This is a genomic window from Pseudonocardia endophytica (genome assembly GCF_004339565.1).
GTDB lineage: Bacteria > Actinomycetota > Actinomycetes > Mycobacteriales > Pseudonocardiaceae > Pseudonocardia > Pseudonocardia endophytica.
This window is the reverse complement of the sequence record NZ_SMFZ01000001.1, coordinates 2,765,041-2,790,530: the sequence shown is the minus strand read 5'-3', so window position 1 is coordinate 2,790,530 and position 25,490 is coordinate 2,765,041. Positions and strand designations below refer to the sequence as shown.

At 73.5% G+C, this 25,490-nt stretch carries 28 protein-coding genes, 1 tRNA gene and 1 pseudogene; 18 read left to right on the top strand and 12 right to left on the bottom strand.

Annotated features, from left to right (window positions below):
- Positions 1 to 54: 54 nt before the first annotated feature.
- Positions 55 to 708: an alpha/beta fold hydrolase gene (locus tag EV378_RS12665; protein WP_132424321.1), complete on the top strand. Its 654-nt coding sequence runs from the start codon at positions 55 to 57 to the stop codon at positions 706 to 708.
- Positions 705 to 1,127 (top strand): protein-tyrosine phosphatase family protein, encoded by a 423-nt coding sequence (locus tag EV378_RS12660; RefSeq protein WP_132424318.1) that lies wholly within the window; start codon positions 705 to 707, stop codon positions 1,125 to 1,127. Before EV378_RS12665 ends, EV378_RS12660 begins: the two co-directional genes overlap by 4 nt.
- Here EV378_RS12660 and ppk2 read toward each other — a convergent pair.
- Complete coding sequence (gene ppk2, locus EV378_RS12655; protein WP_132424315.1) at positions 1,116 to 1,922, bottom strand: polyphosphate kinase 2; 807 nt, start codon at positions 1,920 to 1,922, stop codon at positions 1,116 to 1,118. The two genes, EV378_RS12660 and ppk2, sit on opposite strands and share 12 nt — an antisense overlap.
- 147 nt (positions 1,923 to 2,069) lie before the next feature.
- On the opposite strand from ppk2, the gene EV378_RS12650 reads away from it, so the two are divergent.
- Positions 2,070 to 3,293 carry an MFS transporter gene (locus EV378_RS12650; RefSeq protein WP_132424312.1) on the top strand — a complete coding sequence of 408 codons (1,224 nt, stop codon included), beginning with the start codon at positions 2,070 to 2,072 and terminating at the stop codon, positions 3,291 to 3,293.
- Positions 3,294 to 3,444: 151 nt separating this feature from the next.
- Here EV378_RS12650 and EV378_RS12645 read toward each other — a convergent pair whose 3' ends face one another.
- Positions 3,445 to 4,122, bottom strand: coding sequence for an SGNH/GDSL hydrolase family protein (locus EV378_RS12645; protein ID WP_243653419.1), 678 nt, complete (start codon positions 4,120 to 4,122; stop codon positions 3,445 to 3,447).
- A gap of 48 nt (positions 4,123 to 4,170) precedes the next feature.
- On the opposite strand from EV378_RS12645, the gene EV378_RS12640 reads away from it, so the two are divergent.
- The 5 genes from EV378_RS12640 (at position 4,171) to EV378_RS12620 (ending at position 9,635) form a co-directional block, all read left to right on the top strand.
- Positions 4,171 to 5,037, top strand: a complete 867-nt coding sequence (locus EV378_RS12640) for an NAD(P)-dependent oxidoreductase (RefSeq protein WP_132424309.1) — start codon at positions 4,171 to 4,173, stop codon at positions 5,035 to 5,037.
- A gap of 57 nt (positions 5,038 to 5,094) precedes the next feature.
- Positions 5,095 to 5,796, top strand: a complete 702-nt coding sequence (locus tag EV378_RS12635; protein ID WP_132424306.1) for a response regulator transcription factor — start codon at positions 5,095 to 5,097, stop codon at positions 5,794 to 5,796.
- The gene (locus tag EV378_RS12630) at positions 5,793 to 7,238 is read left to right on the top strand and encodes an ATP-binding protein (RefSeq protein WP_341540420.1); all 1,446 of its coding nucleotides are present in this window, start codon (positions 5,793 to 5,795) and stop codon (positions 7,236 to 7,238) included. The genes EV378_RS12635 and EV378_RS12630 overlap by 4 nt, the downstream gene beginning before the upstream one ends.
- Positions 7,239 to 7,305: 67 nt before the next feature.
- Positions 7,306 to 8,931, top strand: coding sequence for a S1C family serine protease (locus EV378_RS12625; RefSeq protein ID WP_243653418.1), 1,626 nt, complete (start codon positions 7,306 to 7,308; stop codon positions 8,929 to 8,931).
- Positions 8,932 to 9,143: 212 nt separating this feature from the next.
- Positions 9,144 to 9,635, top strand: coding sequence for a MogA/MoaB family molybdenum cofactor biosynthesis protein (locus EV378_RS12620; RefSeq protein WP_424511239.1), 492 nt, complete (start codon positions 9,144 to 9,146; stop codon positions 9,633 to 9,635).
- Between the two features lie 45 nt (positions 9,636 to 9,680).
- On the opposite strand, the gene EV378_RS12615 is transcribed toward EV378_RS12620, so the two are convergent.
- Positions 9,681 to 10,157 carry an antitoxin gene (locus tag EV378_RS12615; RefSeq protein ID WP_165922259.1) on the bottom strand — a complete coding sequence of 159 codons (477 nt, stop codon included), beginning with the start codon at positions 10,155 to 10,157 and terminating at the stop codon, positions 9,681 to 9,683.
- Positions 10,158 to 10,263: 106 nt separating this feature from the next.
- On the opposite strand from EV378_RS12615, the gene EV378_RS35315 reads away from it, so the two are divergent.
- A complete protein-coding gene (locus EV378_RS35315; protein WP_165922258.1) occupies positions 10,264 to 10,431 on the top strand; it encodes a hypothetical protein in 168 nt (55 codons plus the stop codon).
- A gap of 223 nt (positions 10,432 to 10,654) precedes the next feature.
- Here the strand turns inward: EV378_RS35315 and EV378_RS12610 are convergent, their stop codons facing one another.
- Positions 10,655 to 11,338: an SAF domain-containing protein gene (locus EV378_RS12610; protein ID WP_132424298.1), complete on the bottom strand. Its 684-nt coding sequence runs from the start codon at positions 11,336 to 11,338 to the stop codon at positions 10,655 to 10,657.
- Positions 11,339 to 11,454: 116 nt separating this feature from the next.
- Between EV378_RS12610 and EV378_RS37200 the strand changes: the two genes are divergently transcribed.
- On the top strand, positions 11,455 to 11,652 hold the full coding sequence (locus tag EV378_RS37200; protein WP_481404377.1) for a hypothetical protein: 198 nt from the start codon (positions 11,455 to 11,457) through the stop codon (positions 11,650 to 11,652).
- Between the two features lie 14 nt (positions 11,653 to 11,666).
- On the opposite strand, the pseudogene EV378_RS37195 reads toward EV378_RS37200, so the two are convergent.
- A pseudogene (locus EV378_RS37195) lies at positions 11,667 to 11,807 on the bottom strand (FmdB family zinc ribbon protein); the annotation flags it as partial.
- 65 nt (positions 11,808 to 11,872) lie between these two features.
- Positions 11,873 to 12,499, bottom strand: a complete 627-nt coding sequence (locus tag EV378_RS12600; RefSeq protein ID WP_243653417.1) for a 5-formyltetrahydrofolate cyclo-ligase — start codon at positions 12,497 to 12,499, stop codon at positions 11,873 to 11,875.
- 36 nt (positions 12,500 to 12,535) lie between these two features.
- On the opposite strand from EV378_RS12600, the gene EV378_RS12595 reads away from it, so the two are divergent.
- The 6 genes from EV378_RS12595 to EV378_RS12570 all read left to right on the top strand — a co-directional run bounded on the left by EV378_RS12595 (position 12,536) and on the right by EV378_RS12570 (position 17,647).
- Positions 12,536 to 13,420, top strand: coding sequence for a UTP--glucose-1-phosphate uridylyltransferase (locus EV378_RS12595; RefSeq protein WP_132424292.1), 885 nt, complete (start codon positions 12,536 to 12,538; stop codon positions 13,418 to 13,420).
- 3 nt (positions 13,421 to 13,423) lie between these two features.
- Positions 13,424 to 14,644: a molybdopterin molybdotransferase MoeA gene (locus tag EV378_RS12590; protein WP_132424289.1), complete on the top strand. Its 1,221-nt coding sequence runs from the start codon at positions 13,424 to 13,426 to the stop codon at positions 14,642 to 14,644.
- 70 nt (positions 14,645 to 14,714) lie between these two features.
- Entirely contained in the window at positions 14,715 to 15,290 is a 576-nt protein-coding gene (locus tag EV378_RS12585; protein ID WP_243653416.1) for a GNAT family N-acetyltransferase, read from the top strand.
- 10 nt (positions 15,291 to 15,300) lie between these two features.
- Positions 15,301 to 16,101, top strand: a complete 801-nt coding sequence (gene dapF, locus EV378_RS12580; RefSeq protein ID WP_132424283.1) for a diaminopimelate epimerase — start codon at positions 15,301 to 15,303, stop codon at positions 16,099 to 16,101.
- Positions 16,102 to 16,355: 254 nt separating this feature from the next.
- On the top strand, positions 16,356 to 17,534 hold the full coding sequence (gene sepX / locus EV378_RS12575) for a divisome protein SepX/GlpR (protein WP_132424280.1): 1,179 nt from the start codon (positions 16,356 to 16,358) through the stop codon (positions 17,532 to 17,534).
- A 40-nt stretch (positions 17,535 to 17,574) separates the two neighbouring features.
- Positions 17,575 to 17,647, top strand: a tRNA-Ala gene (locus tag EV378_RS12570).
- A 232-nt stretch (positions 17,648 to 17,879) separates the two neighbouring features.
- Here EV378_RS12570 and EV378_RS12565 read toward each other — a convergent pair.
- The gene (locus EV378_RS12565) at positions 17,880 to 18,578 is read right to left on the bottom strand and encodes a CPBP family intramembrane glutamic endopeptidase (protein WP_132424277.1); all 699 of its coding nucleotides are present in this window, start codon (positions 18,576 to 18,578) and stop codon (positions 17,880 to 17,882) included.
- A 252-nt stretch (positions 18,579 to 18,830) separates the two neighbouring features.
- Entirely contained in the window at positions 18,831 to 19,964 is a 1,134-nt protein-coding gene (locus EV378_RS12560; RefSeq protein ID WP_132424274.1) for a DUF418 domain-containing protein, read from the bottom strand.
- 314 nt (positions 19,965 to 20,278) lie between these two features.
- Here EV378_RS12560 and EV378_RS12555 point away from each other — a divergent pair, with 314 nt between their 5' ends.
- On the top strand, positions 20,279 to 20,989 hold the full coding sequence (locus EV378_RS12555) for a MerR family transcriptional regulator (protein WP_132424271.1): 711 nt from the start codon (positions 20,279 to 20,281) through the stop codon (positions 20,987 to 20,989).
- 60 nt (positions 20,990 to 21,049) lie between these two features.
- Here EV378_RS12555 and EV378_RS12550 read toward each other — a convergent pair whose 3' ends face one another.
- Complete coding sequence (locus EV378_RS12550; RefSeq protein WP_132424268.1) at positions 21,050 to 21,871, bottom strand: class I SAM-dependent methyltransferase; 822 nt, start codon at positions 21,869 to 21,871, stop codon at positions 21,050 to 21,052.
- A gap of 18 nt (positions 21,872 to 21,889) precedes the next feature.
- On the opposite strand from EV378_RS12550, the gene EV378_RS12545 reads away from it, so the two are divergent.
- Positions 21,890 to 22,633, top strand: coding sequence for an RluA family pseudouridine synthase (locus EV378_RS12545; protein ID WP_243653415.1), 744 nt, complete (start codon positions 21,890 to 21,892; stop codon positions 22,631 to 22,633).
- Here EV378_RS12545 and EV378_RS12540 read toward each other — a convergent pair.
- From EV378_RS12540 to EV378_RS12530, 3 genes are read right to left on the bottom strand one after another with little or no spacing between them, the layout of a single operon-like run.
- Positions 22,621 to 23,589 carry a CopD family protein gene (locus EV378_RS12540; RefSeq protein ID WP_132424265.1) on the bottom strand — a complete coding sequence of 323 codons (969 nt, stop codon included), beginning with the start codon at positions 23,587 to 23,589 and terminating at the stop codon, positions 22,621 to 22,623. The two genes, EV378_RS12545 and EV378_RS12540, sit on opposite strands and share 13 nt — an antisense overlap.
- A complete protein-coding gene (locus tag EV378_RS12535; RefSeq protein WP_243653414.1) occupies positions 23,586 to 24,146 on the bottom strand; it encodes a copper resistance CopC family protein in 561 nt (186 codons plus the stop codon). Before EV378_RS12535 ends, EV378_RS12540 begins: the two co-directional genes overlap by 4 nt.
- Positions 24,143 to 25,294, bottom strand: a complete 1,152-nt coding sequence (locus EV378_RS12530; protein ID WP_132424262.1) for a response regulator transcription factor — start codon at positions 25,292 to 25,294, stop codon at positions 24,143 to 24,145. The genes EV378_RS12535 and EV378_RS12530 overlap by 4 nt, the downstream gene beginning before the upstream one ends.
- Positions 25,295 to 25,490 lie beyond the last annotated feature (196 nt).

The following is a 25,490-nucleotide window of genomic DNA, read 5'->3' as shown; positions in this document are numbered from 1 at the left end:
GGCAGAACATCCAGGTCTTCGACTTCTGTCGCGCCGCCGACCAGGGTGGAACCCATGAGCACATACGTCCTGATCCCCGGCATGAACCACGGCGGCTGGTGCTTCGACGACCTGGCGGCGCGTCTGCGTGCGGAGGGCCACACCGTGCACGCGCTGACACTGCCCGGGCTGACAGCCGGGGACGACGTGTCCGGCGTCAACCTGGAGACGCACATCGCGGCCGCCGCATCGGTCGTCGCGGATCTGGAGGACGTGCTGTTGGTCGGACACAGCTACGGCGGCATGATCGTGAGCGGGGTCGCCGACCGGCTGCCCGAGCACGTCGACTCCGTCGTCTACCTGGACGCGTTCGTCCCGCGCGACGGCGAGAACTGCTGGATGCAGGCGAACGACGCCGAGCGCGCCTGGTACACCGACGACGACGGCTCCGGGTTCGCCGTACCGACCCTGCCGTTCTTCGACGAGCGGGCGCTGGCCCACCCGCGCGCCACGCTGATGCAGCGCATCCACCTGAGCGGCGACCTGTCACGCTTCCGCCGCCGGGTCTACCTCTACGCCACCGAGTGGCCCGGCGAGTCACCGATGCGGGCCAGCTACGAGCGTGTCCGCGACGACGCGACGTGGGAGGTGCACGTGCTGTCCTCGGCGCACAACTTCATGCGCGACGTCCCGGAGAAGCTGGCCGCGATCCTGCTGGACCTGGGGTGATACTCCCCGGCGGGGCGGCCGTGCACGGGCGCGGCCTGGTGCGCGACGCGCCACCGGATCGCCGGCCCGACTTCGGGCTGTACCTCGGCACCTGGTGGCTGCGCCGCCGTCGTGGCTCCGGCATCACCTGGCCACACGCGTGGATCACCTGGCCGGACTTCGGTCTGCCGCTGTCGACGATGTCCGCACGTGCCGCGATCGGCGACCTGCACGCGAGAGCGTCCCGTGGCGAGCGCGTCGAGGTCGCCTGCGGTGGTGGGACCGGCCGCACCGGGACCGTCCTCGCATGTCTGGCCACGATGGATGGACTCTCTCCGGAGGACGCGATCACCTGGACGCGGACGCATCACCGGCCGAAGGCCGTCGAGACGCCGTGGCAGCGACGGTGGGTCGACTCGTTCGGTCGATCACGCCTCTAGCGTCGCCGCGTGGTCGGGCACCGCGCGGCCCGGGTCGCGCGGCGGGCGCTCGTAGCCGCCGCCGGGCGGGCGCTCCGGGAGCACGAGGGCCGGCCGTTCCACGCGCTCCCACGGCAGCGTCGCCAGCAGGTGGGCGATCATGTTGATCCGGGCCCGGCGCTTGTCCGCCGACTCGACGACGGTCCACGGCGCGTGGTCGGTGTCCGTGGCGTCGATCATGTCGTCACGGGCCTTCGAGTAGTCGTCCCACCGGCTGATCGACTCCAGGTCCATCGGCGAGAGTTTCCACTGCTTGAGCGGGTTCTCCAGCCGCTCGCGGAAGCGGTTCTCCTGCTCGTCGGCCGACACCGAGAACCAGTACTTGAGCAGCAGGATCCCGTCGTCGACGAGCAGCTTCTCGAAGACCGGGCACTGCTGGAGGAACCGCCGGTACTCGGGCTCGGTGCAGAAGCCCATCACCCGCTCGACGCCTGCGCGGTTGTACCAGCTGCGGTCCATCAGGACGATCTCGCCCGCTGCCGGCAGCTGCTCGACGTAGCGCTGGAAGTACCACTGGGTGCGCTGCCGCTCGGTCGGCGCGGGGAGCGCGACGATCCGGCAGACGCGCGGGTTGAGGTGCTCCGTCACCCGCTTGATCACGCCGCCCTTGCCGGCCGCGTCACGGCCCTCGAACACGACGACGACGCGCGCCCCGGTCGCCTTCACCCACTCCTGGAGCTGGACGAGTTCGCCCTGCAGGCGGAGCAGCTCCTTCTCGTAGGGCCTGCGTTGGAGTCGCGGCGGGGCGTCGGCCATGGCCGACACGGTATTCCCGGTTCGCCCCGATTCACAGCGTGACCAGACGGACAACGTCGTGGCTGGAGATCTCCTCCCGGGCGTCCGTAGCGTGGATTGTTCGCGCCGAAGACGTCGTTCTGTTTCTCAGACTCTTAAGGGGGATCGATGCGCGCCGCGCAGACCCGTACATCACCACCGCTCGCGCTCGCCGCCCTGGCGATCGGCGCGTTCGCGATCGGCACCGGCGAGTTCGTGATCATGGGCTTGCTGCCCGACGTCGCGGGCGGCCTGTCCGTCGACGTGCCGTCGGCCGGGCACCTGATCTCGGCCTACGCGCTCGGCGTCGTGGTCGGTGCGCCGCTGCTGATCGCGGCGTCGAACCGCTTCCCGCGCAAGGCCGTCCTGATCGGACTGATGGCCGCGTACGCGGTGTTCAACGTCGTCTCGGCGCTGGCGCCGAGCTACGACCTCCTGGTCGTCGGACGGTTCATGGCGGGGCTCCCGCACGGCGCGTTCTTCGGGATCGGCGCCGTCGTGGCCGGGAGCCTCGTCGCGCCGGACCGCCGCGCCAGGGCGATGGCCCGGATGTTCGCCGGGCTGACGCTGGCCAACGTGGCCGGTGTGCCGGTGTCCACATTGCTCGGACAGCAGGTCGGGTGGCGCTGGGTGTTCGCCGTGGTCGGCCTGATCGGCGCGCTCGCCGCGACGGCCGTGGCCCTGTACGTCCCGGACGTCCGGCCCGCCGACGGCCCGGTCCGGCTCTCCCGTGAGCTGCGCGCGCTCGGCCGCCGTCCGGTGTGGATGGCACTGCTGGTCGCGACGGTCGGTGGTGCCGGTCTGTTCGCCACGTACAGCTACATCACGCCGATGCTCACCGACGTGGCCGGTTTCAGCCCGACCGAGGTGACCGGACTGCTCGCACTGTTCGGTATCGGCATGACGGTCGGGAACCTGCTCGGGGCCCGGCTGGCCGACTCCGCGACGCTGCCGACGATCTACGGCGGGCTCGCCGCGGAGGCCGTGCTGGCGCTGGTGTTCGTGCCCGCGCTGCAGAACCAGCTCACGACGATCCTGGTGCTCTTCGCGTTCGCGGTCACGACGTTCACCGTGGTCCCGTCCGTGCAACTGCGGATCATCGCGGGGGCCGGGGACGCGCCGAACCTCGCCTCGGGTGCGAACCAGGCGGCGTTCAACGTCGCCAACGCCCTGGGCGCCGCCCTCGGTGGCGTGGCGATCTCCGCAGGCTTCGGCGTCGCGTCGCCGAACGTCGTGGCGGCCGGACTCGCCGTTGCGGGGCTCGCCATCGCCGTCGTCGCCGGCCGGTCGGACCGCCGCGCCGAAGCCCGCGCCTCCGCTCGCGACGCCGATCTGGCCCCCGCCGCGGCCTGACTCCACGCCCGCCGCTCGCGCCGCCCGCCCCCGCCGGGGCCGGCCCATCGCGAACGAAGGGCACCTTCGGGCAATGACATTGCTCGAACGGCACCCTCGTTCGGGAGGGTCGGAGGGTCGGAGGGGTGGCGTTCTCCCGGGGAACGGGTGGTCAGCGGCGGGCCAGGGCCTCGGCGAAGACGTCGGCGATGCCGGCGTAGCCCCGGTCGTTGGGATGGAAGTGGTCCGGCGAGAGCTTGCCGCGCCAGTGGCGGGTACGGGGGTCGCGGAGCTCGGCGAGGACGAGGCCGCGGCGGGCGACGGCGTCGTCGATGATGTCGTTGACCTCGAGCGCCGCCTCGAACGTGCCGGGCTGGTTTCCGACCACGGTGCCGGGCGGGAGCCGGTCGACGAGCTTCGCGTAGCGGTCGCCGATCCCGTCGCGGTGCCGCGGGTTCATCAGGTCGTTCGAGCCGATCAGGCACGTGACCAGGGCAGGTGTCTCGTCGAGGGCGTCCATGGCCGGCAGTTGCCGGTCCAGCACGTCCTCGACGAGGCCGCCGCTGACCGACAGGTTGAGCAGCCGGTACCCCGGCAGGTGGCGGGAGAGCTGCCCGACCCAGCCCTGCTCCGGCGAGCTCGCGCCGATGCCCTGGGCCATCGAGTCGCCGAGCGCGACCCACAGCGGGCCGGTGGCGTCGAGTGCGGCGCGGTTGCGCGTCTGCCAGACGTGCGCGTACGGCTCGACCTGCGACTGCACCCGTCGGATACCGGGCAGGAACCGGCCGGCCAGCGTGATCAGCCGTCCGGGGGGCCGTCCGCTGAGGTTGGAGTAGCCGAACTCGGTCACGATCCCAGTCAAGCAGCGTTCGTGGCCGGACGCTCCTACGGTGATCGCATGAGTGAGAAGCCGACCGTCGCGCTGCTGGGGACCGGGATCATGGGAGCCGGGATGGGGCACAACGTCCTGGCCGCGGGACTTCCGTTGCGCGCGTGGAACCGCAGCCCGGAGAAGGCGGCGCCGCTGGCCGACGCCGGGGCCACCGTCCCGGACGACCCGGCCGACGCGGTCCGCGGCGCGGACGTGGTGGTCACCATGCTCGGCAACGCCGACGACGTGCGCGCCGTCATGGACCAGGCCGCCGACGGGCTGTCCTCCGGGCAGGTGTGGCTGCAGACGACGACCGTCGGGGTGGATCCGACGACCGGGCTGCGGGAGATCGCCGACCGGCACGGTCTGACGTTCCTCGACGCGCCGGTGCTCGGCACCCGCCAGCCAGCCGAGACCGGGCAGCTGACGATGTTCGTGGCCGGCCCGCCCGACGCGCGATCCACCGTGGACCCGGTGCTGGACGCGGTCGGGAGGGCCACGGTCTGGGTCGCGGACACGGCCGAGGATGCGGCAGCGAGCCGGCTCAAGCTCGTCGCGAACAGCTGGGTGCTGGCCGTCACCGCCGCGACCGGCGAGACGATCTCGCTGGCGCAGGGCCTCGGCGTCGACCCGCAGGCGTTCCTGGACGCGATCTCCGGCGGCCCGCTCGACCTGCCGTACCTGCAGGCCAAGGCGTCCGCGATCCTGGGCGACGACTACACGCCGAACTTCACGGTCGACAACGCGGCCAAGGACGCCGGCCTGATCGTCGCGGCGGCCGAGGACGCCGGGATCACGCTCGACGTGGCGCAGGCCGTCGGGGCCCGCCTGCGACGGGCGTCCGAGCGCGGTCACGGCGGCGACGACATGGCGGGCGCGTACTTCGCGTCGTGACGTGGTTCGCCCCGGGGGCTCAGATTTCTCTCAGGGTGATGGGAAAGACTGACGACCATGCGCATTCTGGTCGTCGACGACGACAAGGCGGTGCGGGACTCGCTGCGTCGTTCGCTGGCGTTCAACGGGTACCAGGTCGACCTGGCCGAGGACGGCCAGGCCGCCCTGGACCTGATGATCGACCAGCGACCGGACGCGCTCGTGCTCGACGTGATGATGCCCCGGGTGGACGGGTTGGAGGTCTGCCGGCGGCTGCGCAGTGCGGGCGACGAGCTGCCGATCCTCGTACTGACCGCGCGCGACGCCGTGTCCGACCGGGTGGCCGGACTCGACGCGGGCGCCGACGACTACCTGCCCAAGCCGTTCGCCCTCGAGGAGCTGCTGGCCCGGTTGCGTGCGCTGCTGCGCCGCCGGACGCCGGAGGAGGTCGCCGAGGCGACGGCCGGGCCGGCGCGCACGATGACGTTCGCCGACCTCTCGCTGGACCCGGACACCCGTGAGGTCCGTCGCGGGGAGCGGGCGATCAGCCTCACCCGCACCGAGTTCTCGCTGCTCGAGCTCCTCCTGGCGCACCCGCGCCGGGTGCTCACCCGGGCGCAGATCCTGGAGCAGGTGTGGGGGTACGACTTCCCGACCAGCGGGAACGCGTTGGAGGTCTACGTCGGCTACCTGCGGCGCAAGACCGAGGCCGAGGGCGAGCCCCGCCTGATCCACACCGTGCGCGGGGTCGGTTACGTGCTGCGCGAGTCGCCACCGTGATCGCGTTCCTGCAGCGGGCCGTCCGGGCCGTCCGGCCGAGCCCGGGTCGTGAGTCCGACCGGGAGCGCTTCACCCTCCGGGCCCGGATCGGGGTGCTCGCGGCGCTCGTCGCCGCCGTGATGGTGCTGCTCGTCTCCACGGCCGCGTTCCTGGTCGTCCGCAAGAACCTCAATGACTCGCTCAACGAGAACCTGTACGCCCGCGCGACCGCCGCCGCGCAGACCGAGCTGGCCAGCCCGCAGTTGCTGACGGCCGTCCCGCCGGCCGTGCTCGGAGCCGCCGACCTGCACATCGCCGTGCTCTACGCGTCCGGCATCGCGTCCGTCGCCGACGAGACGTCGGTCCCGCCACTCGGCGAGGAGGAGCTGGCCGTGGCCCGCGGCCAGGCGGAGGACTCGTTCCGCGACGGCTACGTGGACAAGCAGCCCTACCGGGTGGTCGCGGTGCAGGCCGGCCAGGGCCGGGCGCTCGTGATCGCTCAGAAGCTGGACAGCCTGTACACGGTGATGACCCGGCTCGGGACCGCGCTGCCGGTCGTCGGGCTCGGCGGCGTCGTGCTGGCCGGGCTGGCCGGGGTCGCCGTCGCACGCACCGGGCTGCGCCCCGTGCAGCGACTCACCGCGGCGACCGAACGTGTCGCGACCACCGGCGACCTGCGGCCGATCCCGATCAGCGGCTCGGACGAGCTCGCCCGGCTGACCTACAGCTTCAACGCGATGCTCGGCGCGCTCGCGGCGTCCCGCGAACAGCAGCGACGCCTCGTCGCGGACGCCGGGCACGAGCTGCGGACCCCGCTCACGTCGTTGCGGACCAACCTCGAGCTGCTGGCCGCCGCCGACCAGCCGGACGCGCCGTCGTTGCCGCCGCAGGACCGCGCCGAGCTGCTCGTCGACGTCCGGGCACAGGTCGAGGAGCTGTCCCACCTCGTCGGGGACCTGGTGGAGCTGGCGCGCGACGACGCACCGATGATCACGACGGAGGCGCTGGACCTCGGCGAGATCGTCGAGCGTGCGCTGTCCCGGGTCCGGCGTCGCGCCCCTGGTATCGACTTCGACCTCACGACCGTGCGGTGGACGATCGACGGCGACGCCAACGCGCTGGAGCGGGCCGTGCTCAACCTGCTGGACAACGCTGCGAAGTGGAGCCCGCCGGGTGCCCGAGTCCGGGTGACGATGGTCCCGGTGGACGACACCTCGATCGCGATCGAGGTGGCCGATGCCGGTCCGGGCATCGCGGACGCCGACCTCCCGCACGTGTTCGACCGCTTCTACCGGTCCGAGGAGTCGCGGACGATGCCCGGCTCCGGGCTCGGGCTGTCGATCGTCGCCCAGGCGGTCGCGCGACACGGCGGATCGGTCACCGCGGGCCGCGCGCCGGAGGGCGGAGCGCTTCTCGCCCTGCGACTTCCGGGCCGTCACCCGGAAACCGTGCCGAGCCCATAGCCTTGACGCGGCGGGGCGGTGCACGACCCGCCTCACGGCACGAAGCACGACGGCGGACGGTGGACGCATGGCCCAGGACAACCCGCGCGGCGAGCAGGAGACCGGGCAGCCGTCCGACACCAGCGAGCCGACCGGGACGTCGACGTCGTCGGCGGGCAGCGGTGCGGCGGACGGAGCCACGGGCGATGCGGGTGCCGGTGGTGCCGCCGGTGCCGCACCCGATCCCGGCCCGAACCCCTGGGCCCGGCCCGGCTCCGCGTCGGCCGAGCACCGACCGGCCGAGGCCACGACGACCGAGCAGCGACCGACGGACCCCGGCGCGGGCGAGCAGCACCCCGCGAGTCCGGCCGCCGCGGACCCCGCAGGCCCGACGGCGGGGGCCCGGCCGCCGCACCCGCCGTACGCGGGCCAGGGCGCGCCGCAGACGTACGGCCACTACCCGTACGTCCCTTACCCCGGCGCGCAGCAGCCGTACCCGGGTGCACCGCAGTACCCCGGCATGCCGGCCGTGGGTGCGGACCAGCCGACCGCGCAGCACCCGGCCGGGCCGGGTGTGCCCTCCGCAGCGCCGCCGTACCCGCCCGGCTACGGGCCGGGACCGGCACCGGCGCAGGGGCCCACCCGTCGCAACCGCGTCCTCGCCGTGATCGCGATCGGCGCGGTGCTCGCCCTCGTGGCGGGCGGGATCGGCGGCGCGGTCGGGGCCGACATCGCCCGCTCCGGTGGCGGCGACGGCGGCGTGCTCGCCGGGCCGCTCCCGGACGTCGACCCCGACGTGCCGATGACCCCGGTCGAGCAGGTCGCGCAGCGGGTGCTCCCGAGCGTCGTGCAGCTGCGCGTCGAGGGCGGCGCGCTGGCGAGCGGCCAGCTCGGCGAGGGATCCGGCATGGTCGTCAGCCCGGACGGCCTGGTGCTGACGAACAACCACGTCGTCGAGCCCGCCGCGTCCGGAGGCACCCTGCGTGCCGTGTTCCAGGACGGCCGGACCGCGACCGTGCGGATCGTCGGCCGGGACCCGGAGTCGGACATCGCGCTGGTCAAGGCGGACATCACCGGCCTGACCCCGGTCGAGCTGGGCAACTCCGACGGGGTGCGGGTCGGCCAGCAGGTGACGGCGTTCGGGTCGCCGCTCGGGCTCGGTGGCTCCGTGACCACCGGTATCGTGTCCGCGCTCAACCGTGCCGTGAGCGTCGGCGGCGACGAGGGCGGCGCGACGAGGCCCACGGCGTCCAGCACCGTGCTGTCCGCCCTGCAGACCGACGCCGCGATCAACCCGGGCAACTCCGGCGGCCCGCTGGTCGACATGCAGGGCCGCGTGATCGGCATCAACTCGGCGATCGCGACCGCCGGACCGGGCGGGGGATCGATCGGCGTCGGGTTCTCGATCCCCGTGAACCAGGCCAAGCGGATCGCCGACCAGCTGCGGACCACCGGGAAGGCGACCCACGCGATTCTCGGCGTCGAGGTCACCGACGATCCGCAGCAGACCGGTGCCCGGTTGCGGACGGTGACACCGGACGGCGCGGCGGCGCGAGCCGGGCTGAAGCCGGGCGATCTGGTCGTCCGGTTCGGTGACCAGCAGATCACCACCGGGACGGAGCTCCAGGCGGCCGTGCGGTCCCAGCCTCCGGGCGCCGTCGTCGACGTCCAGCTCGCGGATCGCACCGTCCAGGTCACGTTGGGTGAGAAATGACGGGCGGGTACTCTGATCCGTCCCTCATCGTGGCCACCGTCGCACTGTCGTTGACGTGTGAATCGACCGCATGGTGGTCTGGGAGCCGCCCGACCGGTGGTGCCCCACCGACCGGGTGACCAAGGGACGTGCCGGCGCAGGTTCCCCCTCCCTGCGTCGGCACGGCCCGAATCGGCCGCCGAAAACGCCTCGCTAGGGTGGCGGGCATGCAGATGGCGGACCCGCAGATCGGCCGAGCACTCGTCGTGATCGTGGACGACCGGGTGGCCGGTGGCGAGCGATCCGACACCACGGGACCGCTGGTCAGGGAGCTGCTGGAGGAGGCGAACTTCCTGGTCGACGGCGTGGTCTTCGCGCCCGGTGACCTGGTCGCGATCCGCAGCGCGTTGAACACGGCCGTGATCGGCGGCGTCGACCTCGTCGTGACCGTCGGTGGAACCGGGGTGTCACCGCGCGACGTCACGCCGGACGCGACGCAGGGCGTGCTGGACCGCCCCATCCCCGGTATCGCCGAGGCGGTGCGGGCCTCCGGGCTGGCCGCCGGGGCGGTGGACGCGGGGCTGTCCCGCGGGCTGGTCGGTGTGTCCGGCAGCACACTCGTCGTGAACCTGGCGCCGTCGCGTGCCGCGGTGCGGGACGGCATGGCGACGCTGACGCCGCTGGTCCCGCACGTGATCTCGGAGCTGTCCGGGCTGGACGCCTGACCGCCCGGCGGAGGAACCGCCGGGCGGACGCGGCCGGACGGAGCGTCAGGCCGACGGCGGCGGAACCGCGGGCGGCTGGTCCGGGCCGCTCGCCGTGCCCGGCTTCGGGTCCTGGTTCGACGGCTTGTCGCCACCCGGCGGGGGCGGCGGCACGGCGGACGGCCCGTCGTTCGACGGCGTAGTGTCGGCCGGGCGGTGGTCCTGCGGGGACAGCGCGTCCCCGCCGGGCGGCGACGGCGGAACCGCGGACACGCCGCTGCCGTGCGTCCCGGCACCCGGCGCGGGCGGCGGGTTCGTCCCCAGGGCGTCCTGCGCCTTGCCCTTCACGCCGTCGATCTGGTCGGAGTACTTGCCGCCGGTGGCCTTGTCGACCTGCTCGGCGACCTTGTCCAGCGCGGGACCGGCCTGCTCCCTGGCCTTCTCGAACGCCGGGCCCGCCTTCTCCTTGGCCTTCTCCAGAGCCGGACCCGCCTTCTCCAGCGCGTTCTCGGCGGCTTCCTTCGCCTTGTCCAGGAACCCCATCGCGGATCCTTCCTCGCTTCCCGTGTGCAGCGCACGCGTCGTGCGGTGCTGGCGCCCATGTTGGCACCATGTGGGCGTTCGCGTGAGATCGCGGCACGATGGAGGCATGACCGACCTGCCCGATTCCGTGCGCCGCCGCCTCGCCGAGGTGTTCGGCGACGACGCGCCGACCACGCGCGACGAGAGAGCGGACGGCGGGTCCGCCTCCGAGCGCGAGGACGCCGACGACCGCGAGCGCCACCTGCGCGAGGACCGCCCGCCCCACCACGGCTGAGCCGCGACCGAACTCCGCGAGGCAGCGCTCACCTGTGGGCGAAGTAGTGGAAATCCGGTCGAGATGGCACTCACGGTTGTCGCGGACCCACTCGGACAGCCATGAGTGCCATGTCGACCGGTGTGGATCACCTGGGAACGGCCGAGGCGTGCGGGCGGGCCGTCGCCGGACTCGCCGACGGGTCCGTCGAGCGTGTGGTCGATGCCCGCGGTGGCGCGCCCCCTCACCGCAGCGTCACCGCCAGCTCACCGGCCAGCGACGCGGCCGCCACCTCGGTCGCGACGTCCTGCGGGAGCGCGACCAGCACCAGCGGCCCCTCGGTGCCACGACCCGGACCGCCGGGCGCGGTGGCGAGCACGGACAGCACGGTCGCCCGGCCCGCGACCACCCGAGCGCCGCCCGCGCCGTCCCCTGGCGCCACGACGTCGACGACGGTTCCCGGCGCGAGCAGTGCGGCCACCGCCGGATCGGCGGGGCGCAGCGGCACGGCCGCCGCGTCCGGACCACCGGCGCGCACCACGAGTTGCGGACCGATCAGCCGGAGGTCGGTCAGCGCCTCACCGGCGCGAACGGCACCCGCGAGCACCCGCCCGTCGGCGTCCGGGACGGCGTGCAGAGCACCCGCCGGGACCTGGGCGGTCGGCCAGCGCCGCACGGCGAGGTCGGCGGCCGCGACGGTGGAGCCCGGAGCCAGGTCCCGCACGGCGACCAGCACGGACGTCTCGGCCGGCGCGTCCTCCGGTACGAGCAGGAGCGCGACGGCGGCCAGGGTGAGCAGGCCCGCGGCGATCCGGCGGATCAGTGCCGTGCGCGCCCAGTCCGGGCCACGCAGCACGGCGAGCGCCCGCTGCCACCCCGGCGGCGCGAGCGACCGGGCCGGGCGGTCACCCGGGGTCGATGTCCCCACGCCTCGACGGTAGGGGCCGCGGGCGCCGTCCGGACCCGACGATCGTCCGCCTGTGGACGGAGTCGTCAGGTTGTGGACAACTCGGGGGTCAGGAGCTCGCGGCGGCCGCGGAACTGGTGGTCGAGGAGGACCCTGAGGACGACGAACCCGACGACGAACCGGAGGACGCCTTGCTCGAGTCCGACGAGGACGACGACGAGGAGGACGAGTTGCTCTCGGACGACGACGAGCCGGACTCCGACGTGCCCGACTCCGACTTCCCGGAGTCCGACCCGGACCCGTTCACCGAACCGCCACGGCTGTCCGTGCGGTAGAAGCCGCTGCCCTTGAACACGATCCCGACCGAGGAGAACACCTTGCGCAGCTTCCCGCCGCACTCCGGGCACTCCGTGAGTGCGTCGTCGGAGAACGCCTGCACCGCGTCGAAACGGTGGTCACACGCCGTGCATGCGTACTGGTAGGTCGGCACAACATCCTCCGCGGTAACGGACCTGGCACTCGATAGATGCGAGTGCCAAGCATAACCCGTCGGGCTCAGCCGTTGTTCCGCACGGCAACCACTCCGTCGGTGGGCAGCACGACTCGCCCTACCCGGACGTCGTGGTCGTCGGCAGGGACGTGGTCGATCAGCTCGTCGTCGTGCAGGAGGACCGCCAGTGGCGTCGAGGCAGGCACGGCGGGCAGCGTCCGGTCGTAGTAGCCGCCGCCGCGTCCGATCCGCGCACCGCGCCGGTCGACGGCCAGCGCCGGTACCAGCACCAGGCCGGCGTCGGCGACGGCCGCGGTCCCGAGCCGCGGGCCGCCCGGCTCCCGCACGCCGAGCTTGCCCTCGACCAGGCCGTCCGGCCCGTCGTAGCGCGTCCAGTCCAGCGGCCCCGGCTCGGCGGGCACGATCGGCGCGTACACCTCGTGGCCTGCGGCGAGCAGCGCGTCCGGCACGGTCGTCGCACCCGATCCGGTGGCGCCCGGCTCCGGGCCGATCGGGAGGTAGCAGCAGACCGGACCGCGCATGTCGCGAGCGAGATCGAGCACGTGACCGGCCAGTGCGCGGGTCGACGCGGCGCGCTCGTCGTCGGACCGTGCCGAGCGCGCGTCCAGCAGACGGCGCCGCAGCAGGCGCTTCTCGTCCGATAACCCCGGGGTGTCCTCGCGAGCCGTCACGCCCGCAGAGTAACCGCGCAGATAGGCTCGCCGACCATGACGAGCCCCTCGTTCCGCACCGCCGTGGTCCCGGCCGCCGGTCTGGGCACCCGGTTCCTGCCGACGACGAAGGCCGTTCCCAAGGAACTCCTCCCGGTCGTCGACACGCCCGGGATCGAGCTGGTCGCCGCCGAGGCCGCGCAGGCGGGCGCCCAGCGCCTGCTGATCGTGACGTCACCGGGCAAGGAGGCCGTCGCCGAGTACTTCCGGAGCAACTCCGAGCTGGAGAAGGCGCTCGAGGCTCGCGGCAAGGACGACCAGCTCGCGAAGATCCGCAGGGCGCCCGCCCTGATCGAGGCGGACACGGTCTACCAGTACGAACCCAGGGGGCTCGGGCACGCGGTCGCGCAGGCCGGACCCGCACTGGCCGACGACGAGCAGGCCGTCGCCGTGCTGCTGCCGGACGACCTGGTGCTGCCGACGGGTGTGCTGGAGAAGATGTCCGCCGTCCGCGAGCGGTTCGGCGGCAGCGTCCTCTGCGCGTTCGACGTGCCGCTCGACCAGATCTCCGCGTACGGGGTGTTCGAGGTCTCGGACACCGGCGACGAGGACGTGAAGCAGGTCCACGGGATGGTCGAGAAGCCGGAGCCGGAGGACGCGCCGTCCACGTTCGCCGCGGCCGGCCGCTACCTGCTCGACCGGGCGATCTTCGACGCGCTCGAGCGGATCACCCCGGGCTCCGGCGGCGAGCTGCAGCTCACCGACGCCGTCGCACTGCTGATCTCCGAGGGGCACCCGGTGCACGTCGTCGTGCACCGCGGCGGCCGGCACGACCTCGGCAACCCGGGGGGCTACGTGCGTGCGTTCGTCGACTACGCGCTACAGCATCCCGAGTACGGCGACAGCCTGCGCACCTGGCTCGACGAGCGGCTGAAGGGCTAGCTCGTGCGCACGGTCGACGAGCAGCTGTCGCGGATCATGGACGTCGCGGTGCGGCCCGCCCCGGTGCGGGTCGCGATCGCCGACGCCCAGGGCCTGCGCAGTGCCGAGGAGGTCGTCGCGGCCCGGCCCCTCCCGGTGTTCGACCAGGCCGCGATCGACGGTTACGCCGTGCGCAGCGTGGACGTCGCGGGTGCGGGCTCGACCCAGCCGGCGACGGTCCCCGTCGTCGGCGAGATCGCGGCCGGATCCCGGCAGCCGCTGCGGCTGCAGCCCGGACAGGCCGTCCGGGTCGCGGCCGGGGCGCCGCTGCCTACGCTGGCCGACGCCGTCGCCCCGGTCGGGTGGACCGACGGCGGGTCGGCGCGCGTGCAGGTGCATCGCGGGGTGCCGTCGGCCGGTTTCGTGCGGCGGATCGGTGAGGACGTGCAGTCCGGTGACGTCGCCGTGCGCGAGGGCGATGTCGTCGGCGCCGTGCAGGTGGCGATGCTCGCCGCGGCCGGTCGGGACAAGCTGCTCGTGCACCCGCGCCCGCGGGTCTCGGTCGTCTCGGTCGGCGACGAGCTGGTCGAGGTGTCGCGCTCGGCCGCGTCCGGGCAGGTCGCGGACGTGTGCTCGCACGCGATCGTCGCGGCCGCCCGTGAGGCGGGCGCCGCCACGAACCGGTCGCGCACGGCCGGCGGGAACGCCGCGGAGATCAGGGCTGCCGTCGAGGACCTGCTGCCGGCCAGCGAAGTGATCATCGTCTGTGGCGCGGGCGGTGGTGCGGTGGCCGCGGAGGCCCGCGCCGGACTCGCCGAGCTCGGCGGGATCGACGACACCCGGGTCGCCGTGCACCCGGGATCCGCCCAGGGGTACGGGCGACTCGGGCCGGACGCCGTCCCGGTGTTCCTGTTCCCCTCCCACCCGGCGACGGCGCTCGTCCTGTTCGAGGTGTTCGCACGACCGTTGGTGCGGCTCGCGCTCGGCCTGGAGCCCTACCGCAAGACCGTCACCGCGCGCCTGACCTCGCCGGTCGTCTCGCCGCAGGGACGGCGCTCGTACCTGCCGGCGCGGCTGCTGCGCGAGGAGGGAGGCGGCGAGTACCTGGCCCAGCCGTTGGGCTCGTCGGGCCGGCAGATGCTCGCCGTGCTGGCCGAGGTGAACGCCCTGGCGATCGTCGGTGAGGACACGGCGGAGCTGACCGTCGGCGAGCAGGTCGAGCTCCTGCCCCGTGGACGTGCGTGACCCGGAGCCTCTCGGGGGGCATCCGGGCTGGCCGAGCCGGCTCGGGCCGCTGCGGACACCGGCGGGGGAGGTGGCGCTGCGCCCCGTCCGGCTCGGTGACGCGCGCGCCTGGTCGGCGATCCGGATCCGCGACGAGCAGTACCTGACGCCGTGGGAGCCCACCCCCTACGGCGGGTGGGCCCGGCGCAACAGCGCGGTCGAGTGGCCGGGCCGCTGGTACCTGTTGCGCGCGGCTGCCCGCCGGGGCAGCACGCTGCCGTACGCGATCACCGTCGACGGACGGCTGGCCGGGCACGTCATGGTCGGCAACGTCGTCCGCGAGCCGCTGCTGTCCGGCTACGTCGGCTACTGGTGCGACAGCAGGCTCTCCGGCAAGGGCGTGACGACGGCGGCCGTCGCACTCGTCGTCGACCACTGCTTCCGTGCCGTGCGCCTGCACCGGCTCGAGGCCACCGTCCGCCCGGAGAACGTCGCCAGCCTGCGTGTGCTGGCCAAGCTGGGCTTCCGCCACGAGGGCGTGCTGCTGCGCTACCTCGACGTGGACGGCGCCTGGCGCGACCACCACAGCTACGCGATCACGGCCGAGGAACTCCCGGCCGGTGGGCTGGCCGGACGGCTCGTCCGGCAGGGCCGCGCCTCTCACTAGTCTGGTGGGCATGTCCGTACGGTTCGTCAAGGGGCACGGCACCGAGAACGACTTCGTGCTGGTCCCGGACCCGCACGACGAGCTGGACATCGGTCCGGACGCGGTCCGCGCGATCTGCGACCGGCGGGCCGGGATCGGCGGCGACGGCCTGATCCGGGTGGCCACGGCTCCGTCCGGCGGCTGGTTCATGGACTACCGCAACTCCGACGGGTCGCTGGCCGAGATGTGCGGCAACGGCGTGCGCGTGTTCGCCCGCTACCTCGTGGACTCCGGCCTGGAGTCGAGACGCGAGTTCGTCGTGCACACCCGCGCTGGTGAGCGCGCGGTGACCGTCGCCGACGACCTGGTCACCGTCGAGATGGGACGCGCCGCGCTCGGCGTCCGGTCGACCGCGACGGTCACCGGCACGACGCTGGACGGGACGGCCGTCGACGTCGGGAACCCGCATCTGGTGTGCCCGGTGGACGACGTGGACGCGCTCGACCTCTCCACGGCGCCCGGCTTCGACGCGGCCGTGTTCCCGCACGGCGTGAACGTCGAGTTCGTGACGCGCACGGCGCCGGACGCGGTCCGGTTCCGGGTGTTCGAGCGCGGGTCGGGGGAGACGCGCTCCTGCGGCACCGGGATCGTCGCCGCGGCTGCCGCGACGCTGGACGGCGGGACCGGCACCGTGACCGTCGACACGCCGGGTGGCCGTACCTGGGCGACGATCACCGACACCGGTGCGACGCTCTGTGGCCCGGCGGTGCTCGTCGCGTCCGGGGAGATCGACGACCGCTGGCTCGCGCCGCTCCTCCCGACCCGCGTCTGACTCGTCGCGACCGGGCGCGCCCGATCGCGGCACCGGGAGCCGACCCGACCGGTGCACGGGCCCGCCACACGTGACCCAGGGCGTCGTAGGTCACCCACGCGGACCTCACTCTTCCCGCGAATCACCGTCCGTCCGGGCGACACCCGGCGCGTCGCGCCCAGGTGGCGGCGTGTCCGCGAACTACGGTGACGGGGTGTGACCTGCTGTCGGGGGCGGTCACGTGTGGACTGCGCCGGTCGGGAGGAGGCAGCCCCATGCCCAGCTCGCTGATCTTCGCGGGCCTGGTCGTGCTGTGGCTGCTGATTCTGGTGCCGGCCGTCGCCCGGCGGCAGCAGGAGGTCGCGCGGCTGAGCCCGGCCGTGCTGTCCGGGCGCGTGCTGGAGCGGCCGATGCGGCATCGAATCCCGGAGGTGGACATGACGGAACGGCGCGACGACGGCGGCGCGACGACGGTGGGGGAGCTCGCCCGGCAACGCGACGACGTGCCGTCACCGCGGGAGGGTGACGAGGTCGACGAGGCGGGGGACCGCCCCGTCGACGAGCGCGACTGGTACGGCCCCGAGGCCGGACGCGACGGCGACGTGGACTCCGAGCGCGAGACGGGGAGCCAGGACGACGAGCGCGAGGACGGGGAGTTCGACGACGAACTGGACCGCGAGCTCGACCGCGACGAGATCGACCGGGAGATCGACCGGGAGGACGGCCGCCGAGAGGCACCTGCAGTCAGGAGCTACCGCCCCGGCCGCGGGGGGTTCGACCCGGAGGCGGCCGCCGCGACGGCCCACGCCAAGTACGCGTTCCGCCAGCGGCTGGTGCTCGCGTTGCTCGTGCTCCTGCTCGGCGCCGCAGCCTGCGCGCTGCTCGTCTCCGACGTGTTCTGGTGGGTCGCGGGCGGCATCGGCCTCGCGCTGGCCGGCTACCTCACCTACCTGCGCCGCCAGGTCCGGTTCGAGGAGGACATCCGCACCCGGCGCACCCAGCGCCTGAACGGTCCCCGCCGCCCGGTCGAGGTCGACGGGTTCGACGACGCGGAGTTCGACGGCCGCGATGTCGACGACCGCGCTGACGACGACCGCGCCGACGACGCCGAGGACGTCGACGACGAGGACACCCGGCGCGACGACCGGCGGGAGGGGCAGCGCGCCACCGGGACCGCTGTCGAGGACGACGCGACCGACGACGAGGACTGGACCGCCGACGACGATCAGACCGGCCGCATCCGCGGCACCGGCGAGCCCCTCGGCGTCCTGCCCGCCCGCTGCCGGACCGTCGACGGTCCGGAGAGCACCGAGCACGCGTCGTCGCTCCCGCGGATCAGTGCGGCCCCGACACCGCCGATCCCGTCCGGCACGTCGCTGGTCGACGTGGACGACGAGGACGAGCTCGACGCCGCCGTCGGGGCGACCGACCACCGCCCGGCGGTCGGCGAGTAGGCCCTGATATGGTTCTCACGTCCGCCTGACGGCGGACTCCGGGGCTGTAGCGCAGTTGGTAGCGCGTCTCGTTCGCATCGAGAAGGTCAGGGGTTCGATTCCCCTCAGCTCCACTCCGCGCACAAGGCTCGAGCCCTTGCCAATGGAGTCGTTCGCCGGGGTCGGCCTTATCCTTGTTCTGAGCCCGGTTGAGCGCGTTGGCGTAATGGGCTTGCAGCAGTCGTTCTCGTCCGTGCTGTATCCGTTGGCGGCGCGCTCGGGTATCTCACGGAGTCCGACCTCGTCGGCTGTTCCCTGCCAGTTCGGGCCAGTTGTCCGTGTCCCGAAGCCACTGCGCGGCCCCTTTCAGCCCGTGATCCCGTGATAGACCAATCCTGCCGAGTTGTACACGATGTGCACGGCGATCGCGGGCCACATCGATCCTGACACTCGCAAGAGGACGCCGGCCGCGACGCCGACGACGAACGCGACGGGCATCACAGCGTTGACACCGTGGGCGACGGCGAAGATCGCGGCGCTCACGAGAACTCCCACCCAGGGACCCCACCGGAAGAGGAAATTGGCAAGGAGGCCCCGGAACAGCAGTTCTTCGCCGATCGGAGACAGGATTCCTCCGAGGAAGACCGTGACAGCGAGCGACAGCAGGCTCAGCTGGGTCGCTTCCCGGTAGGTTTGCTGGACAGCCTCAGAGCCGGGGAACAGCGGATCGAGAAGCCAGGACACGGGCCAGCTGAGGGAGAAGCACGCACTACCGGCCCCCGCGCCGGCAAGAATCCAGACGGAGCGGACTCGGTGAAACCCGAACGGGCCAAGACGGCGGATCCGTACGAGGACCGCAGCGAGGAAGCCCCCGGCAGGGGCGGCCGCCGACTCGATGAATGCGACATGTCCGGCAGACAGAGGTCCGTCCTCGGGTACGAGATAGCCGACGATTCCGCCCACCAGGTATAAGCCGACGGCGACGACGAGTCCAACGACAAGTTCGAGCCACCCGGGCCGGCTAACACGCGGTCTTGCCTGCGGCGCGGTGTTCGCGATCTCCATGCGACGAGCTTCTCCTGTGCCGCAGGGGCAGGGTCAAGGCCGGCTCCCAGCTGCGATTCGGTGTGTGGCACCGAGGAGGCGTGGCCTCGAACATCTCGCGCCCGACCGTTCTTCACACGCCCTGCACCGCTTCACGACAAGGTCGGACGAGCGCTGCATCCTCGAGCGACGTCCGTCGCGACCTCGTCCGCGCCACCGGCGGATCCGCCGCCGCCACTGCCTGAGGTCCCGTCCCCTGGTCCGTGTCCGGGTTCAGATGATGTGGGGCGGATCGGTCCGCGCCGGTCGCCTGCCGTGGGTCAGGCGGCGGAGCACCACCTCGGCGGGGCCGCGTCGACCCGCCTGGTCGAGGATCGCGGAGACGGCGATCCCGAGTAACCAGGTTGCGACGCCGAGCAGCGACGCCTGCCAGACCGTCAGGTCGGCGCCCAGACCGAGCGACCACGCGGGCAGCAGGGCACAGAAGACCGCGGACTGGCCCAGGTAGTTCGACAACGACCGACGGCCGGTGGCGAGCAGCACCTGTGGAGCCGCACGCGTCGCGAGCAGGCCGAACAGCGCGCCGAACCCGACGCCACCCGCGAGACCGCCGGCCTGGTGCAGCACCCCGGAGAGCAGGGCCGGTCCGATCGCCGGCTGCCACCATCCCGCGGCCGCGAGCGCGAGCGGCAGCCCGGTGACCGCCGCGACGGAGATCCCGGCGACGGCGGTCCGGAGCAGGAGCGGGCGGTACCGGCCGGGCTCGTCGAGAACGCCGCGGCGGGCCGCGAGGGCACCGAGGGCGAGCATCCCGACCGTGGTGAGCACCGAGACAACCGTGCTGCCCAGCCACTCGGCCAGGCGCAGAAGGAACGCCGTGGCCGGTTCGGCCACCGTCATGCTGGGCCAGGCGGGACCGGAGGGCAGGCCCGACGTGACCCCGACCGCGCCGGTGACCAGCAGCCCGGCGAGCGCGATCACCCGCAGGGTGCGCTCGGAGCCGCGCACCAGGACCCCGGCGAACAGGAGCAGCAGCAGGCCGTAGGCGCCGACGATGTCCGCGGAGAACAGCAGCACGCCGTGCGACGCACCGATCGCGATCATCCAGGCCCCGCGGCGGCGCAGGATCCCTACGGCTCGGCCCGGTTCCCGCCCTCGTGCGGACTGGACGGCGCCGTAGCCGACGAGCATCGCGAACAGCGGATAGGCCCGCCCGTCGACGAACAGCAGCTGGAACACGGCGACGATCTGATCGACCAGGCCCAGATCCGCCGGGTAGCCGCGCGGCCCGGCAGAGCCGTAGAGGTAGAGATGGACGTTCGCGAGCGCGATCATCAGCAGCATCGCGCCGCGGGCGAGGTCGGGCGCGACGGCCCGGGCGGTCGGTGTACCGGCGACGGTGCTCATGCCGGCCCGCTCGCGTGGTGCACCGGTGCGCCTACGCCGGTCGGTGTCCTGTCCATCTCGTCCTCCTCCTCGGGCCGACGCAGCGCTCGCGTCCGGCGGGTGCTCCCCGGTGGCGGCCGGGGAGATGTGCGGCGACCGTGGCTGGTGATCGACCGCGGCCGGAGTGAACGGTGTGCCGTCGGGGCAGGGTCAAGGCGACGGTGACGCGGCCGTCGACACCCTTGCCTGTGCCCCGACGGCATGGTCTGTACTGGCACGGATGCGCACCCTGTGGCGGCGCGCCGTGAAGCCCGAGGACGAGAGCGGGGGACGACGTGGCGTGGAGCACCCGTGAGCTCGCCGAGCTCGCCGGCACGACGGTGAAGGCGGTGCGCCACTACCACCAGGTCGGGGTGCTCGACGAGCCCGAACGCGAGCCGAACGGCTACAAGCAGTACCGGACGTCCCACCTCGTCCGACTTCTCCAGGTCACGCGCCTGCGCGCGCTCGGGATCCCGCTCAAGGAGATCCGCGCCGCGGTGCATCCGGAGGAGGCACTCCGCGCGGTCCATGACGAGCTGGGCGCGACGATCGAGCGGCTGCAACGCATGCGCGCCGAGATGGCGGTGATCCTGGAGCATCGGGTGCCGCTGGACACCCCGTCGGCGTTCGGTGCGGTGTCCGGTGATCTGGGACCACGCGACCGGGCGCTGCTCACCGTGTTCTCGCGGGTGTGGGAGGACGAGTCCCTCGGTGACCTGAGTGCGCTCGCTGCGGAATCCCGGGAGTACGAGGCGGAGTTCGAGGTGCTCCCGGAGGACGCGGACGAGGGGACGATCGAGGCGCTGGCCGTGCGGGTGGCCGCGGCGGTCCGTGAGGATCACGCGAGATTCCCGTGGTTGCGTGATCCGGGATCCAGGTCGCCGCGGGGCAAGCGCACCGCGGACACGGTGGTCGCCCAGGCGTTCGCCGAGAACTACCACGCCGCCCAGATCAGGGTTCTGGCCCGGGCGAGCGAACTCGTCGGGCGGCGAGCAGCACCGTGAAGCCCTCGCGTGCGAGCCCACGGGTGATCGCGAGGCGGCCCGGCAGCCCGGGCGGGCAACTCACCTCCACACGTCGATCGTGATCACGGGCAGGCGTTCGCTGTAGGTCTCCTCGTCCACCAGCGCGCGAAGGTCCGCGTCGAACTCGTCGAAGCGGTCTCCGAACAGGTGCGGGGCGGCGTTCGACAGTGAGTAGACCGACGCCCGCACTTCCTCCGCCGAGCGGGTCACGGTGCGTTCCGGCAGCTCGTGGCGCTCCGGACCGTGGAAGCCGGCAGCGCGGTAGATCGTCTCCTCCTGCCTCGGGGCGTACGTCTCGGGACGCACCGAGCGTCCGGCCCGTCGTCGCTCACCGAGGTAGCGCCGGATCAGCGCGCCGATCTCGGCCCGGGGTGGTTGCGGGTGCGGCATCCGGACGGACGTGGGATCGCCCTCGTGGGTCGTGGCGTGGACGTGCACGAGCGCACCGCCGTCGGCGAGCATCGAGCGGACCGCCGCGGCGACCCGGGGCCGGTCCGTCCAGTGGAACGACTGCGCGAACGTGACCACGGTCGGCGTGGGCAGGTCGGCGGGCAGGGACTCGGCACGCAGGTGCCGCCAGGTCACGTTCCGGACGCCCAGGTCGGAGGCTTGACCGGCGGCCACGGCGAGCATCTCCGCGTCGGCGTCGACGCCCACCACCGAGTCGAACAACGGCGCCAGCAGCAGCGTCAGCGAGCCGGGCCCGCACCCGACGTCGAGCAGGCGGCCGGTCCCGTCGGTCGGAAGGGCTCGTGCCAGGACGGAGGCGAGTCCCGGCGGGTACGGGACCCGGCCGGTCACGTAGTACGCGGCGCTCCCGGCGTAGAGCGTGGGGTCCCAGGTCCACCCGTCGGAGGTCATTCCGGCATCCTCGACCCCGTGGGCGGGTGGAACGAGATGCGGGAGCGCGTCGTGCTGTGGGAGGACGACGCGGTGTTGGCCGTCGACAAGCCGTACGGCCTGTCCGTGATGGGCGAGCGCCACGACACCGACCTGATCACGATGGCCGCCGACGACGGCGAGTCGCTGCAGTGGGTGAACCGGATCGACAAGGTCACGTCCGGCGTCGTGCTGCTGGCCAAGACGAAGGCCGCGCACGCGGAGCTGACCCGCCGGTTCGCGAAGCGCACCGTGGACAAGTCCTACCTCGCGATCTGCCGTCCCGGCGGGTTCGCGACCGAGGCGACGATCGACCTGCCGCTGCTGACCGCCGGCAGCGGGCGGGTGCGGGTCGCGGCGGAGCGCGGCGACATCCGGTTCGACGAGGCCGCGGCGCGCTGGCATGCCGACGGTGACCTGTTGCCGCGCAAGAACTACCCGTCCACGACGGAGTGCAGGGCGCTGTGGGACGACGGGGACGACGTCGTCGTGCTCGCGCATCCGGTGACCGGACGCCGACACCAGATCCGCGTGCACCTGGCCTGGGTCGGGCACACGATCGTCGGAGACCCGTTGTTCCGTCCGAAGAGCGCGCCACCCGCCCCGCGCTGCCACCTGCACTCGCTGGCGCTGTCCCTGGACGGTCCGAACGGCCGGATCGACGTGCGCGCCGAGCCGGACGCCGGGTTCTGGGACCCGGTCGCGGGCCGGCTCGACCCCCGAGAACTGCTTCAGGCCGTCTGACTGAGCGTCCCGGCCAGCCCGACCGCGACGGCCAGCACCAGCACCTCGACCCCGGCCCACGTCAGCACCGGCGTGCGACCGGTGTGCAGGCGACGGCGGGTGAGCCCGCCGAGGACCCCGGCGGCGAGCAGGCACCCGGCCTTGGCGAACAGCAGTGCGCCGTACGGGCTCGCCAGCTCGGAGACGGCGTCGATCCGGGCGGTGGCGGCGACCACGCCGGTCACGGCCAGCACCGTGATGCAGACAACGGCCAGCCGGGAGAAACGGGGGAGCGCCGAGACCAGCACGTCGCGCTGGCCGGCGACGACGAGCATCGCGGCCAGCCCGCCGACCCACAGCGCCGCGGCGGGCGCGTGCAGGACCACCGCGACGATCGCCGGCACCTCACCGGACCCGGTGGCGTGGCCGGTCGCGGCCGGTCCGGCGAGCCCGGCGAGTGCGAGCACCAGCGTCAGCCACGCCGGGCCGGGTCCCTGCCACTCGCCCAGCGGGCCGGCGATCGAGCAGCCGAGCACGAGGGCGGCCGCGGTGACGCCCGCGACGAGCCCGGTCCCGGCGGACGGTCCGGTGACGAACGCGACCAGGTCCGGCGGCTGCACCTCGGTGACCGGTTTGCCGAGGACCAGCGCCGTGCGGAACACGAGGTCGAGGAGGCCCGCGCCCAGCCAGACCGTCGCGGCCCCGCGCAGGACCGGTGCCGCGGCCGCGGCGTGCCCCGGCGCGAGCAGCGCGAGGAGCACGGCGCCCACGCAGGCGACGCCCGCGACGTCCATCGCGCCCCGGGTGAGCGTCGCCGCCAGGACGGCGGGCATTCCGCCGGTGAGGCCACCGGTCGCGCCGGCGGCGAGCACGGCACTGCCGAGTGCGACGGCGGCCCACCCCAGCGGGGCCGCGCGGCCCGCCGGGCGGTCGGCCGCCTCCGGGGTGGCCGACGCCCCGACCGCCCCCTCGGTCACGTCCGGTTGCGCCGCAGGGCGAGCGCGGCGCCGCCGAGCACGACCACGACGGCACCGACGATCCACGGCCAGACCGGCGCGCCGCCGTCGTCGGAGGCGGCGGCCGTCGGTGCGGGAGCGGGCTGTGCCGACGGCGCCGACGCGGCCGGGGACGCGGCCGCTGCGGCCGGACCGGGGGTGGTCAGCGTGAACGGCACGATCCCGCTGATCGGGTGGCCGTCGTCGGACGTCACCCGGTAGGTGATCGTGTAGCCGCCCGCTGCGCCGAGCGGCTTGAGCGGCACCCGCAGCGTCGGACCGGATCCGGTCGCCGGGCCGGCCTCGTAGCGGGTTCCGCCGGGACCGGAGACGGAGATCGTGGCCAGGTTCGGTGCGACCGCCTCGCTGAACGTGAGGGTCACCGCGCCAGGGGCCTTCGCGACCGACGCGCCTTCGGCCGGGTCGCTGCTCTCCAGCTCGGCGTGCGCCCAGGCGGGCGCGCTGCCGAGGACGAGCGCGACGGCGGTCACGACGCAGAGCGTCGCGGCCCGCAGGACACGGGGCAGGAGAGCGGTCACACGGCAGTGGTCGTCGGCACGCACGGTGGGGTTCCCGGCGCGAACCATCCGGACGGCGCGACGCCGCGGCCCTCGGCAAGGCGCGGGGCGTACTGGTCGAAGAACACTCGCGACGTCAGCTCGCGGCGGCTGCGCACGCCGACCTTCGCGAACACCGCCTTCAGGTGGTCCTGCACGGTGTACGAGGACAGGTGCAGCGCGGTCGCGATCTCCGCCGTCCCGTGCCCCTGCAGCACCATCCGGACGACGTCCTGCTCGCGTGGGGTGAGCCCGAACGCGGCCACCACCAGCGGCACGATCTCCGGCGGCCGCGCCTCCTCGATGGTCACGACGACGTCGGTGCCGGACCCGTCGCGCGACGCCATCGGCGACGCGTGCGCCACCACCCACTGCCCCGATCGGGTGCGCAGGCGGGTCCGCGGCAGCTGGTGGGAGCGTCCTGACGCGTACCGGCGAGCCGCCCCGACGAGCGCGACCAGCGAGAACGGCATGGGGCCGTTCTCCGTCGCACCGAGGTCGAGCAGCCGCGCCGTCGCGCCCGCCCCGGCCTGCACGACCTCGCCCGCGTGGTCCACGACGAGCACCGCCGGCCCGTCCGGACCCGTCACGGTGTCCACGGCACCCGCGACGAGCCCGCCGCGCAGGCCGCGCCCGAACAGCGGGCCCACCGAGCTGGCGAAGTCCATCTCGGCCGGTGTGAACCGGCCGCTCCCGTCGCGGAACAGCGCGATGAAGCCCCACGTGGCGCCGTCCGCGGGCGCGGACACCCGCAGCTCGTCGCCGAAGTCGTAGCAGGGCGTGAAGAACTCGTGGAACCGCGGCAGGCGGGATGGCTCGCCGCCGGTCTCGGCCGCCGCCGTCGTCACCCCGCCCGGGCGGCGGGTGACGTCGGTGAACGAGTACTGGTTGTCCACCACGTACTCCTGGTGGGCCCAGATGTCGTCCTCGTTGTTCGTCAGCCCGCCCCACTTCACGGTGCCGGTGACGAGCTCGGTCGCCGGGTCCGCGGTGGCCAGGCACGCGGCCGAGAACGGCAGCGCGCCGCGCAGGATCTCGATCGCCCCGGTGGCGAACGCGGGCGTGTCCAGCCCGGCCGACGCCAGTGCCTCGAGGCGGGTCCTGGCGCGCTCTGCGGTGGTCGCGGTCACCCCCCGATTTTCGCGGCGGGGTTACCGGCCGGTCATACCCGAACTTGATGAACCGATCCGACGAATCCGCAGCTCAGAGCCCTATCCCAGATTTCTGGGGGGCATCTCCCCAGAACGCTGGGATGGGTCCGGACGACTCCGCGGACCAGAGTTCCAGCCATGACGACGGGCACACGGACCCGCCGACCACCCGGAA